We start from the raw sequence: 11,176 nt of genomic DNA, 5'->3' as shown, positions 1-11,176 counted from the left end.
CGCTCACGCTCCCGTATACTGTGGTTTTCTGTTTTCCATAAAAGCGTTTATGCCTTCCTGCGCATCCCGGCCGGAATAAACAAGCGCCAATTGGACCGCTTCCAGCTGCTGACCGGTGCGAAGATCGGTGTCGTACGCGCGGTTGATCGCTTGTTTGGCCAGCATCAGCGAGGTTGGCGATTTGTCCGCCAACTGGCGGGCGATGCCGGCCGCATGCGCGCGAAGCTCCGACGGCGGAACGACGCCGGCGACAAGCCCGATCTGCTCCGCTTTGGACGCGGAGATTCGCGAGCCGGTCAGGATCATCGTCTTCGCGACCGATAGCCCGACCGCGCGCGGCAAACGCTGCGTGCCGCCCCAGCCCGGGAACAAGCCGAGGTTCACCTCCGGCAAACCGAAGATGGCGTTCTCCGAAGCGATGCGGATATCGCACGCCAGGCTCAGCTCCATGCCGCCGCCGAGCGCATACCCGTTGACGGCGGCGATGACCGGCTTCGGCAACTCCTCCAATTTGGCCAGCACGGTTTGGGCGTACTGCATGAAAGCGAGCGCCTGCAGCGGCTCGATGTCGACATAATAGGCGATATCGGCGCCGGCGCAGAACGCCTTGCCTCCCTTGCCGGTAATCACGATACAGCGTACGGATTCGTCGTTTCTGTACACTTCAATGGCCTGGTCCAGCGCCTTCAAACTGTCCAGATTCAGCGCATTCGCCTTCTGCTCCCGATCAATTTCGATCCATCCGACTGCCTCGTGCTGCGATATGGCTATCGTGTCCGTCATGCGGCGTTCCGCCTCCCTGTCATTTCGCTGGGACGCCCCGAAATTTCGGTGGAAACGAAATCGGCGAAATGGCGTCCTTCACCAAATTATGGTGCCGGAAACCGCGGAAAACAACACTTTTATGGCGAAATGGCGCCTTGCGCAAACCCTTGCGCAGCACGGGCTTAGCCCCTATACTTGAGATAAATTTCGCTGCTGGCGAAATGAGAGGTGAAGGAGGTCATTCCGATGCAAGCCATGGGAGAACGCATTCGCGGCATCCGGCTCAAACAGCAGTTGAAACTGCAGGAAGTGGCGGCGGCCGCTTCCGTGTCCGTCTCTTTCCTCAGCGAGATCGAACGGGACAAGGGCAACCCTTCCATCAGCGTGCTGAAACGGATCGCCAATGCGCTCAAGGTGAATTTTACCGATTTATTCGGAGAGGAAGAGAAGCGTGTCGTCGTCCGCCGAAACGAGCGGAAAGCGCTGGTTCATTCGGAGGGCTCGCGGCTGACGTGGTATGCGTTAAGCCAAGGGAGCGGCCACCGGATGGGCCCGATCTGGGGCGTGCTGGAGGAAAGCGCGTCGTCCGGCGTTGTCGGCGTCGGCCATAGCGAAGGCGATGAGTTTCTGATGGTCATGTCCGGCCGGCTTGAGTTTACGCTCGGCAACGAACGCCACCTGCTGGAGCAGGGCGACTGCATCTACTACGATGCCACCGTCCCCCACAGCTACCGGAACGCGTGGAAAGGGGAAACCACGCTGCTCGCCGTAACGTCGCCGCCTACTTTTTAGAACGCGAAAGTGCGGGGGATCATTTGCGATAGCGGCTGATGAAAGTGGCAAGCAGCTCATCCATCAGCGGTTTGACGCGATCCGTGATGATCGTTTGCTGGAACAGGGCGGGCCACGTGAGCGCGCCTTCGATCATGGCGTAAAACACCATAGCGGCGAGGGCGGGGTTGTCGATCTGCAGCTTGTTGTCCGCGTGCGCGGCGAGCAGCCATTTGACGAACGGCTCGTGGGGGGAGGCGTACTTCGCCCTTGTCGTTCTCGCATATTCGATGTCCCGGATGAAGACGGAAGTCAGCACCCGCGACAAACCGAGCCGGGAAGGACTATTGATCAGGAACAGCTCGGCCCGGGCAAAAGCGGTCAACTGCGCCTCCAACGATTGCGCCGGATCGTAGTCGATTTGCTTCAGCACGTGCTGCTCGGCGAGAAACCCGGCAACGACCTCCTGGAACAAATTTTCTTTGCTCGCGAAATGGTTGTACACCGTACGCTTGGATACGCCGGCGATCGCGGCGATCCGGTCCATGCTGGCATTGTCGTACCCCGTTTCGGTAAACACCCGGATCGCCCCGTTCAGGATCGTTTCCCGCTTTCGGCTGGTGTCTCTTTTTTTGGCTGTTGGCTGGCTATCCATATCCCGTTCAACCCTCTCCGAATGTCGTTAACTAAACTATACGGTACAGTGTAATTAAATGTTGACGAATTAGCTATTTACACTGTAGAGTATAATTAACGAACGGGCAAAAGACAATCCTTTTGCCCCGCCAGTCAGGAGGACGGTTGCCATCAGAACCCCGATGTCGCGCGCTTTGGGAGCGGCTTTGCTGCTGCAAGCCATTACTTCGCTGGTCAGCGGAGCCCTGTTCCTGAATCCCTTTGTGGTACAGGGCGATATTGCCGGAACGATGCGCCGTTTCGCGGGCCATGCGGCTTTCGTGCAAGCGGGCATTGCCGGCGATATCGTGACGGCGCTTGGCATTATTGCATTGGCAGCCGTTCTGTATGCGGCAGTCGGGCAGCGGAACAAGCCGCTGGCGCTGGTCGCGCTCGGCTTCTACATCCTTGAGGCCGGCATCCTTGTCGTCAGCAAAATCGCCGTCTTCGCCCTCCTGCACATCAGCCGGGAATACATCGCCTCCGGGGACCCCTCCCTTGAAACGTTGGCCAACCTGGCGCTGGCGGCCAAAGATTTTACATACCGCGTTCATATGATGCCGTTCGGCCTCGGGGCGACGTTCTTCTACTACTTGCTGTATCGATCCGGCATCGTTCCCGCATGGTTATCGTTGTGGGGGCTGGTTGCCGTTCCGTTCGTGCTCGTCGGTTCGGTATGGGCGGCGTTCGCTGCTTCTGTGCCTCCCGTATTGCTCGCGCTTGCCATCCCGTACGTCCCCTTCGAATTTTTTGCCGGCGCCTTCCTTCTGGTGCGGGGATTCCACATCGCGAATCGAAAGGATTTGACCCTATGAAAGCGGTAGTATGCCCCAAATACGGCCCGCCGGACGTGCTTCAACTGCAGGAAGTGACCAAACCTTCTCCCCGGCACGATGAAGTGTGCATCAAAATCCGCGCCACCGCGGTAACCGCGAGCGACACCTATATTCGCGGCTCCCGGCTGCCGCTCCGGTTCCTGCTGCCGATGCGGCTGGTTCTCGGCATCACCAAACCGCGGAAATCCGTCATCGGTATGGTGCTGGCGGGAGAGGTCGAATCCGTAGGCGCAAGCATCCGCCGGTTTCAGGCGGGGGATCGGGTATACGGGGTGACCGGGTTCGGGCTTGGTGCCTATGCTCAGTACAAATGCATGAAAGAAACCGACTCCATGAACGGCTGCCTGTCGCTGATGCCAACGAATATCAGCTACGAAGAAGCGACCAGCGCCGCGTACGGTGGACTGCTTGCGCTGCAGCGCATCGAGGAAGGCCGGCTTCAGCGCGGGCAACGCGTGCTTGTATACGGGGCTTCGGGAACGTCCGGGACGATGGCCGTTCAGTTGGCCCGCCATTACGGCGCCGAAGTGACCGGAATTTGCAGCACGCGGAACCTGGCTTTCGTCCACTCGTTGGGAGCCGATCGTGTGATCGACTACACCCGGGACGATCCCGACGCCCTCATCGGCCGGTATGACCTGATGCTCGATACGGCGGGCAAAGCCAAACAATCCCCTCTGAAAGAACGATGCCGCCAAGCGCTTCAGCCGGGCGGCAAGTGCATCTCCATCGACGATGGCAAATTGGAGTTGAAAGCGGAGCGTCTGGCGAAGCTCAAAACCATCATCGAGGCGGGACATGTCAAACCCGTTGTCGACCGCACCTTCCCGCTGGAACGGATCGTGGAGGCGCACGAATATGTCGAGCACGGGGGCAAAAGAGGCGGGGTCGCCGTGTCTGTCGACCACGCCGGATAGCGGCGTTCCCCGCCCCGCGGACGCGTTACCCGCTTACCTTGCTCAGCATATGGCCCGCGATCCGCTTGATGGCAACAATTTCCGCTTCCGTCGCGGTTTGCACCTGCTTGTCGACCAACTGCTCGCACACGCGCTTGATGTCGAAAAAATCGCTCGTGCTCGTTTCCTGCTTCCGATGCTCGAGCAGCTTCGCCAGCCACTTCGTTCCATAGCTAGTATGGATCGTTTCGTCCGCCCAGTCGAAATCCATGTCGTGCTGGCTAAGCCGGTCGTTCATTTGGCCGAAGCTTTTGATCCGTTCGATTTTTTTGCCGATGTTCTTCGATTCGAAATGAAAGAGCATGCCCAGCCGGTACAACAGGTCCTGCCCCCGGCAGCTGTCGTAAATATAAGTGCCCAGCGGTAGCTCGTGGTCCTCGAAGCCCCACGATTTCAAGCGGTCGTAGCCCATTCGGCAGTGCCGGCTCTCGTCGTAAATCCAGCGGGACGCATCGACAATGAACTCCCACTCCAGTTGTTCGGCCAAGGCATGAATCAGAAACCCGGCATTCTCCACGGCCCACACCTCGTTAAAATGGCTGACGGCGCTCCTCATCTGCAGCTGCAGCCCCTCCCCGTACGGAAACGCATCATCGACGATGTCGGGCCAATAAAATCTTACGTGCTGAAACGCCCCGCCCCTTCGAGGCACCTCGGCAGGAGAGAATGCTGCGTCCGCCGCCAGTTGAACGGGGACCGGCCGGTCCAACGAAAGGCCGCCCGCTTCCTGGAACTTCATTGCCAAATCCGCCAGCCACGCTTCCGCCAAACGTTTCCCTGCTTCATCCGCTTCTTCGCAGGTGGGGATCAATTGCTTCAGCAGGCCAATCTGCTCCTCCTTCTCCCGAGCGGCCAATTGGAGGAAGCGATACGTAGGCCCGTCGCCGATCTCGTCAGCCAGATCCAGGTACTCCCGATAAGCCGCCAACAAGGCCGGTTTCCACACGGTCGCCATGGCGGTCAGAAACGCATAACCGTTAGGCGCGGCGCAAGAATGCCGCACGAGATCGATCAGCACCTGATCGTCGCCGACCTCCAGCATGCGATTGGGGAAACGCAGCTCAAACACCCGCTCCCGGAGCGAGTTCGCATTCTGCGCGTCCTGCCACAACATGTGGGGCGACAGCGTCTTGGCTTCGAAAGACGGCAGCCCGGGAATCCATCCCGCCTGACTGATGACCAGCTGCCTTTCGACCAAATAAAATCGCTTGAGCATCACCGCCGTATCGTACCGCAAAAAACTGCCCCGCTTGTGCGCCCCGGGCAAATACTGTGTCGACATTATCGTTGCCGCCCTTCTCCGTTTTGATATTCTCCCGCCTTCGCTTGTATAAACGCTTCGACCTGCTCCCTTGTCGGCAGCGCCGGGATGACTTCCCTGCCGGTTACGGTGTAGGCGCCGACGAAACACGCAAAACGGGCGGCCTCCTCCAGCGTTTGTCCTTCCCCGAGAGCGACGGCCAGCGCGGCGCTGAACGAATCGCCGGCTCCCGTCGTGTCGACGGGTTCGACCTTGGGGGGCCGAATGTGGATGACCTCGTGCCGCCGAACGATTGTTGCACCATCTTCCCCGCGTGTCACCACGACCGCATCGGGTCCATGGTCCAGCAGCGCTTGCGCCAATTCGACAATGTACTGGGGCTCGATCGAAACGGAAGCGTCGATGCCGGATATCGTTTTCAACTCGGATTCGTTCGGCGTCACGATCGTTGCGTGCCGGAGCAACGCTTCGATATCCGGAAGCGCAGGCGCCGGGTTCAGAATGACGCGCGCCCCTTTGGCCGCGGCCGTCTTCATCGCATGGAGCACGGTGGCCTTGTCCATTTCCAGTTGAAACAGCGCAAAAGCCGCCCCTTCGTAGACGGAAGCAATCGCGTCGATATCGTCGGGCGTCATGCAGCGATTCGCACCCGGGTCGACCAGAATGCAATTGTCGCCGCTGCGATTCAAAATCACGAACCCCGCGCCCGTCTTTGCCAGCTCCGTCCGCTTCACGGCGGCAATGTCCACTCGTTCCGCGGTGAGCATTTCCAGCGCCTGATCGCCATAACGATCCCTGCCCACGCACCCGACAAAACAGGAGCGGCCGCCAAGCCTGGCCACGGCCACCGCCTGATTGGACCCTTTGCCTCCCGGCCCTTCGCTGAAGCCTTCGGCCAGCCCCGTCTCCCCCCAAACGGGAAGCTTGCCGGTCTTCATCACAAGACCGACATTGTAGCTGCCGGTAACGACAATCTTCGGTTTCATCGAACGGTCCTCCCGTCTGCTTATTTCAAATATACGTACATATACGTATATATAGTAATCCCAGTATAGTTCACTAGGGTCGTCCCCGTCAATCAAACGCATCGGCAGGCAAAAAAAAGAAGCCGGAACGCTGACGTTGCCGTCGATCGTTCGCAGCTTTTGGGGGTGTCCATGTAGGGTCAACCGGCCATCTTCTATCGTCAATACCGTTTCAAAATGGACGTAAGTTTGATGCAGTCGTTGCGAATCCAGACTTGCGAATATTCCAGCGGCTCGTTCCCGGCCGTATACGTCGTTTGCTCGAGAAACGTAACGGGAGTGCCTTTTTTGACGCCGAGCTTGTCCGCGATCGCGGCCCCTGTCGCTTTGGCCTCAAACGAACGTTTGCCCCAATCGATCTTGCGGCCATAGTGAGCTTCGATGATCCGAAATAACGTCGTCTCCGCGAAATTTTGCTTGTCCAGATCGGGGAACAACGCCACCGGCAAATAGTTCTCCATATACACGGCGGGCGTATTGTCCACATACCGCAGCCGTTGCAGCGCATAAACGGGCGCGTTCGGCTCGAGATTCAGCAAGCCGGCGTATTCGCCCGCTTCGGTCGTTTCGATTCGCAGCAGCCGCGTGGTGAAGCGCCTGTGATCTTCCTCAAGCGCCTCGGCAACCGAAACGAGCCGCTCGGCAAGCGGCTGTTCGAGCGGCTTGCCGACCACGAACGTGCCTTTGCCCTGGATTTGCACGAGCACCGCTTCCTCGATCAGCTTCCGGATCGCCTGTTTCAGCGTGCCGCGGCTTATGCCCAGCGTGACGGCCAGCTCGTCTTCGTTCGGCAGCTTGCCGTTTTCCTGCCACTCTCCGGCCGCAATCCGGCTTTTGATCCAATCGCGCGCCTGAACGTAGAGCGGAGACGGGTTGTTTTTGTCCAAACCGAGTGTCATCGCGATATTCCTCTCCATGAACCTTTGCTATCCATTATTGAAATCCGGCTTTCATTTGTCAATCGCACGGCGGAATGAAAACGGGAAACGACTCCATGCGAGACGTTTCCCGGCTTCTTTTCGTATAATGGACCAAACAGGCCAGTGGCTATATGGAGGACACAACCGTTGCGAACCGAACAGGAAATGATGAAACTCGTAATTGATTTTGCCAGGGAAGACGAACGCATCCGGCTGGTTACGCTGGAAGGATCGCGCACGAACGCCAACATCGTCCCGGATTCCTTTCAGGATTTCGATATCGCTTATTTTGTGACGGATCTGGAAGCTTTCAAAGCGAATGATCGGTGGCTGGATCGTTTCGGCAAACGCCTGATGGTGCAGAAACCGGAAGCGATGGAGCTGTTCCCGCCCGAGCTGGGCAATTGGTTCTCCTATCTCATGCTCTTCGAAGACGGCCGCAAATTGGACCTGACGCTGATTCCAATAAATGAAGTCGAGGTGTACTGGGACAAAAGCGACGGGTTGGCGGAGCTTCTGCTGGATAAAGACGGCCTCGTCCGTCATGAGGTGCGCGCGAGCGACCGGCAGTACTGGATTCAGCAGCCGACTGCGGGAGCCTTCGACGATTGCTGCAATGAATTTTGGATGGTGTCCACGTACGTCGCCAAAGGATTGGCGAGACAAGAAATCCTGTTCGCGGCAGACCATCTGCACGACATTGCCCGGCCCAACCTGCTCCGCATGATGGCGTGGCACATCGGATCGGAACGCGGATACACCTTCAGCGTAGGCAAAAACTACAAATTCATCGACCGCTACCTTCCAGCGGAGGATTGGGCGACGTTATTGTCCACCTACGGCATGAACGGCTATCCGGCGATGTGGCAGTCTTTGTTCGCTTGTTTTGCGCTGTTTCGAAAATACGCGAAAGCGGTGGCGGCCAATCTCGGCTACCGGTACCCGGCATACGATGAAGCGATCACCCGGTATACCGAATCGATTTATGCGCAAATGCCGCGGGCGGAGCCGTAGGATTATCGCTTCGCCGCGGCGCCGGCTCATAAATCCGATTTCCCGCTAAATCATGAGTTTATCCGCACCAGACCCGGTGTGCCCTTTTCTTCTGCCCGAATCTTGGTTAGAGTATAAGGAGAGCCTGTTCGACAGGAATCTGCACAAGGGAAAGGAATCGTGTCATGGGACGCAAATGGAACAATATCAAGGAAAAGAAAGCTTCGAAAGACGCCAACACAAGCCGCGTCTACGCCAAATTCGGCGTTGAGATCTACGTAGCGGCCAAAAAGGGAGAGCCTGATCCGGAATCGAACCGGGCTTTGAAGGTAGTTCTCGAACGGGCCAAAACGTACAACGTGCCAAAAGCGATCATCGATCGCGCGCTGGAGAAAGCGAAAGGAAGCGGCGACGAAACCTACGTCGAGCTTCGTTACGAAGGCTTCGGGCCGAACGGCTCGATGGTTATCATCGACGCGCTGACCAACAACGTCAACCGCACCGCCTCCGACGTTCGTTCCGCGTTCAACAAGAACGGCGGCAACATGGGGGTTAACGGTTCGGTCGCCTATATGTTCGACTCGACCGCCGTGTTCGGCATCGAAGGCAAGTCGACCGACGAAGTAATGGAGCTGCTGCTCGCGGCGGATGCCGGCATACGCGACATCGTCGAGGAAGACGAGGAAGTGATCGTCTATGCGGAGCCGGATCAGTTCCATCTCGTGCAGGAAGTGTTCCGCGACGCGGGTATTACCGAATTTACGACAGCGGAAATCGTCATGCTGCCGCAGACTTACGTTACGCTGCCGGCCGATGCGCAGCCCCAATTCGAGAAGCTGATCGACGTCCTGGAAGACCTCGAAGATGTGCAGCAAGTGTACCACAACGTCGAGTTCGAAGATTGATCGGCAGCGCAGTCCGAAATAGCCCATAAAAAATGGCTTATTCGCCTGTTTTCGCTCCACTCGCCACAAATATCCAGTGAAATCACTGGCTATTCTGACGAAATGGCCCCATAATCGGGCTTTACCGCGAAATAGCCAGCGATTTCACTGGCTATTTCGTTTCTGCCCTCCATTTTTGACGGAATAGCCAATAAAACATGGCTTATTATTGTTGGTCGATTAGTCTTGTTTATATTTTTCCTTGAGGATACCGGAACCGATTCCTGCGCCGACCATCAGAATTAACGATCCAAAATTCCACAGAAACTTCCCGCCGAACAAGGCAATATCCCATGGAGTTACTTTGTTCAACAGGAGGACGCCCAGTTTTATCACAAGCAAAGCAACACCGACCAGAAACAAAACATCGAATAGTACTTTTAGTCTTGGATAGGCCAGCTTCTTACTATCGCTTATCACTTTTTTGGTCAGCTCCTCATCGCTTCTCAACAATTCATCAATCGTTACGCCAAAGAGGTCGCTAATGTTAATGATGACTTCAATGCTCGGATAGTTCTGGCCATTCTCCCATTTCGAAACAGACTGTCGACTGACAAACAGCTTCGCCGCCAAATCCTCTTGCGACCACTCCTTCTTCTTCCTTTCCGTCTTTAACTTCTCTCCAAAAATCATAGCTAAGCAACAACCTCTCAGGAATGTATACGTCATTATTAGTTGACCCCGTGCGAAAAGTAAAGACCGCTGTAGTTGCAGAGTCCCCGCAACCTCCGGTTGCCGTCACGATCCCTTGCCGTGTATCGAATATTCCCTTCGCTACTCCAATTTCACCTGATTGCATCCCCAGATCATAAGCGTATAACCATCCGGGTCCTGAAAATGAAATAACGCCGAACCATCATCAAAGCATCGAATCTCGCCTGCTGCAATACCGCTATTGTTCATCATTCGATGGGCAGCATAGACATCGGGCGATTCGAAATTAAACTCCTGCTTGCAAACCCGTTGAACCCGTTTTGGGATCCTGCCACATTACCCGCATCCCCAATACCTGTGTATAAAAGTTTCGAATGGCATCCATGTTTTCGACATGCCGCATGACAATTCCGATATGGGAGAGATCGGGGCATTGGTTGTTGGTCATCTTGCTCAATTCCTCCTTATTAGTGGAGCATGGGTACGAATCTTAACAATACCTCCGATATTTCATCCCGTTGTTCGAACGGTGACAAAGGCGACCATACCATCCCGGCAAGTCTGGATTTCTTCTACCGGTGCACCGTGGAGCTTGAGAGTTTGATGAGCCCCCTGTATATCAGGCGCGGTGAAATTGATGATCGATTCTCTTTCAAATCGGGCCGGATCAGCCGGCATCATGTTTATTTTTGCGCATTCGATCCAAGCACCGTGTCTGCATAAATATGGAGCACATTCCCTTCCGGATCTTGACAACGAAAGTAAAGCACATCTTGATCCGTAACCGCAACGACCGTATAACCCGCATTTTGGAGCGATAAGTATGCTCGACAAATGAGATCGGCATCAAACGAGTGAAAGGCAGAAATAAACAGATCGATCAGTTTTTTTAAATGGATTGGAGCCGATGCACGGCTTTTTCGGTCAAACGCACCATTTCCGCGGCTTCCATGGGAGTAAACAGAAAAATATCAATCAACAGTACGATGCATGCCTGTTGCGGGGTCAGCTTATCGACCAGTTCTTCCATTGATTCCCGGACCGCCGCGGGATTGGGTACCATATTCGCTTGATAACGATCGTCCAACTGTTCCCACGGTATTTTTTGTTTTCTGCAAATATCGATCCAGGCATTTGTCGCAACGCGAAATAAATAAGCTTTGGAAACAGTCAAACCATTTTTCTTTCGAATCGATTGATAAATCTTCGTCAGTGTAATTTGAAACAGATCTTCAGCATCCCAGCTCGAACCTGCGATTAATTTGCAATATCGAGTGAGTTCATTTTGGTATTTTTGAAGAATTTCATCCAACGACTCGACGCGATCTCCCATATTGCAGCTCCCCGGCTATCATTCTGGATATGTTGTACTTCTC

Annotated in this window: 13 protein-coding genes; 5 read left to right on the top strand and 8 right to left on the bottom strand. The window is 55.8% G+C overall.

The features are described from left to right. Nucleotides 1-3: 3 nt before the first annotated feature. Nucleotides 4-783, bottom strand: a complete 780-nt coding sequence (locus tag EXY20_RS22380) for an enoyl-CoA hydratase/isomerase family protein (protein ID WP_135554342.1) — start codon at nt 781-783, stop codon at nt 4-6. 228 nt (nt 784-1,011) lie between these two features. Here EXY20_RS22380 and EXY20_RS22375 point away from each other — a divergent pair, with 228 nt between their 5' ends. Beyond that, nucleotides 1,012-1,557 carry a helix-turn-helix domain-containing protein gene (locus tag EXY20_RS22375; RefSeq protein WP_135554341.1) on the top strand — a complete coding sequence of 182 codons (546 nt, stop codon included), beginning with the start codon at nt 1,012-1,014 and terminating at the stop codon, nt 1,555-1,557. Nucleotides 1,558-1,576: 19 nt separating this feature from the next. Here EXY20_RS22375 and EXY20_RS39115 read toward each other — a convergent pair whose 3' ends face one another. Continuing rightward, nucleotides 1,577-2,191: a TetR/AcrR family transcriptional regulator gene (locus EXY20_RS39115; RefSeq protein ID WP_167859432.1), complete on the bottom strand. Its 615-nt coding sequence runs from the start codon at nt 2,189-2,191 to the stop codon at nt 1,577-1,579. Nucleotides 2,192-2,378: 187 nt separating this feature from the next. Between EXY20_RS39115 and EXY20_RS22365 the strand changes: the two genes are divergently transcribed. Both EXY20_RS22365 and EXY20_RS22360 read left to right on the top strand, forming a co-directional pair. Then, entirely contained in the window at nt 2,379-3,026 is a 648-nt protein-coding gene (locus EXY20_RS22365; protein ID WP_167859431.1) for a DUF4386 domain-containing protein, read from the top strand. After that, entirely contained in the window at nt 3,023-3,964 is a 942-nt protein-coding gene (locus tag EXY20_RS22360; protein ID WP_135554339.1) for an NAD(P)-dependent alcohol dehydrogenase, read from the top strand. The genes EXY20_RS22365 and EXY20_RS22360 overlap by 4 nt, the downstream gene beginning before the upstream one ends. A gap of 25 nt (nt 3,965-3,989) precedes the next feature. Here EXY20_RS22360 and EXY20_RS22355 read toward each other — a convergent pair whose 3' ends face one another. The 3 genes from EXY20_RS22355 to EXY20_RS22345 all read right to left on the bottom strand — a co-directional run bounded on the left by EXY20_RS22355 (nt 3,990) and on the right by EXY20_RS22345 (nt 7,188). Then, on the bottom strand, nt 3,990-5,285 hold the full coding sequence (locus tag EXY20_RS22355) for a DUF455 family protein (RefSeq protein WP_135554338.1): 1,296 nt from the start codon (nt 5,283-5,285) through the stop codon (nt 3,990-3,992). After that, nucleotides 5,285-6,250, bottom strand: coding sequence for a ribokinase (locus EXY20_RS22350; RefSeq protein WP_167859430.1), 966 nt, complete (start codon nt 6,248-6,250; stop codon nt 5,285-5,287). Before EXY20_RS22350 ends, EXY20_RS22355 begins: the two co-directional genes overlap by 1 nt. Nucleotides 6,251-6,450: 200 nt before the next feature. Beyond that, on the bottom strand, nt 6,451-7,188 hold the full coding sequence (locus EXY20_RS22345; protein WP_167859429.1) for a GntR family transcriptional regulator: 738 nt from the start codon (nt 7,186-7,188) through the stop codon (nt 6,451-6,453). A 168-nt stretch (nt 7,189-7,356) separates the two neighbouring features. Here EXY20_RS22345 and ant(6) point away from each other — a divergent pair, with 168 nt between their 5' ends. Then, nucleotides 7,357-8,223 carry an aminoglycoside 6-adenylyltransferase gene (ant(6), locus tag EXY20_RS22340; protein ID WP_135554335.1) on the top strand — a complete coding sequence of 289 codons (867 nt, stop codon included), beginning with the start codon at nt 7,357-7,359 and terminating at the stop codon, nt 8,221-8,223. Nucleotides 8,224-8,387: 164 nt separating this feature from the next. Next, nucleotides 8,388-9,107: a YebC/PmpR family DNA-binding transcriptional regulator gene (locus tag EXY20_RS22335; protein WP_135554334.1), complete on the top strand. Its 720-nt coding sequence runs from the start codon at nt 8,388-8,390 to the stop codon at nt 9,105-9,107. Nucleotides 9,108-9,326: 219 nt separating this feature from the next. Here EXY20_RS22335 and EXY20_RS22330 read toward each other — a convergent pair whose 3' ends face one another. The 3 genes from EXY20_RS22330 to EXY20_RS22320 form a co-directional block, all read right to left on the bottom strand. After that, nucleotides 9,327-9,779, bottom strand: a complete 453-nt coding sequence (locus tag EXY20_RS22330; RefSeq protein WP_135554333.1) for a helix-turn-helix domain-containing protein — start codon at nt 9,777-9,779, stop codon at nt 9,327-9,329. Between the two features lie 307 nt (nt 9,780-10,086). Continuing rightward, the gene (locus tag EXY20_RS22325) at nt 10,087-10,248 is read right to left on the bottom strand and encodes a VOC family protein (RefSeq protein WP_135554332.1); all 162 of its coding nucleotides are present in this window, start codon (nt 10,246-10,248) and stop codon (nt 10,087-10,089) included. A gap of 441 nt (nt 10,249-10,689) precedes the next feature. Next, nucleotides 10,690-11,133, bottom strand: coding sequence for an RNA polymerase sigma factor (locus EXY20_RS22320; protein ID WP_135554331.1), 444 nt, complete (start codon nt 11,131-11,133; stop codon nt 10,690-10,692). Between the last annotated feature and the right edge of the window lie 43 nt (nt 11,134-11,176).

This window comes from Paenibacillus cymbidii, assembly GCF_004764705.1.
Lineage (GTDB): Bacteria > Bacillota > Bacilli > Paenibacillales > NBRC-103111 > Paenibacillus_AN > Paenibacillus_AN cymbidii.
This window is presented reverse-complemented; position numbering and strand designations above follow the sequence as displayed.

What these genes read in the sequence shown, in the direction of transcription:
- EXY20_RS22380 (WP_135554342.1), bottom strand. Translation starts at nt 783, where the DNA reads ATGACGGACACGATAGCCATATCGCAGCACGAGGCAGTCGGATGGATC.
- EXY20_RS22375 (WP_135554341.1), top strand. Translation starts at nt 1,012, where the DNA reads ATGCAAGCCATGGGAGAACGCATTCGCGGCATCCGGCTCAAACAGCAG.
- EXY20_RS39115 (WP_167859432.1), bottom strand. Translation starts at nt 2,191, where the DNA reads ATGGATAGCCAGCCAACAGCCAAAAAAAGAGACACCAGCCGAAAGCGG.
- EXY20_RS22360 (WP_135554339.1), top strand. Translation starts at nt 3,023, where the DNA reads ATGAAAGCGGTAGTATGCCCCAAATACGGCCCGCCGGACGTGCTTCAA.
- EXY20_RS22355 (WP_135554338.1), bottom strand. Translation starts at nt 5,285, where the DNA reads ATGTCGACACAGTATTTGCCCGGGGCGCACAAGCGGGGCAGTTTTTTG.
- EXY20_RS22350 (WP_167859430.1), bottom strand. Translation starts at nt 6,250, where the DNA reads ATGAAACCGAAGATTGTCGTTACCGGCAGCTACAATGTCGGTCTTGTG.
- EXY20_RS22345 (WP_167859429.1), bottom strand. Translation starts at nt 7,188, where the DNA reads ATGACACTCGGTTTGGACAAAAACAACCCGTCTCCGCTCTACGTTCAG.
- EXY20_RS22335 (WP_135554334.1), top strand. Translation starts at nt 8,388, where the DNA reads ATGGGACGCAAATGGAACAATATCAAGGAAAAGAAAGCTTCGAAAGAC.
- EXY20_RS22330 (WP_135554333.1), bottom strand. Translation starts at nt 9,779, where the DNA reads ATGATTTTTGGAGAGAAGTTAAAGACGGAAAGGAAGAAGAAGGAGTGG.
- EXY20_RS22325 (WP_135554332.1), bottom strand. Translation starts at nt 10,248, where the DNA reads ATGACCAACAACCAATGCCCCGATCTCTCCCATATCGGAATTGTCATG.
- EXY20_RS22320 (WP_135554331.1), bottom strand. Translation starts at nt 11,133, where the DNA reads ATGGGAGATCGCGTCGAGTCGTTGGATGAAATTCTTCAAAAATACCAA.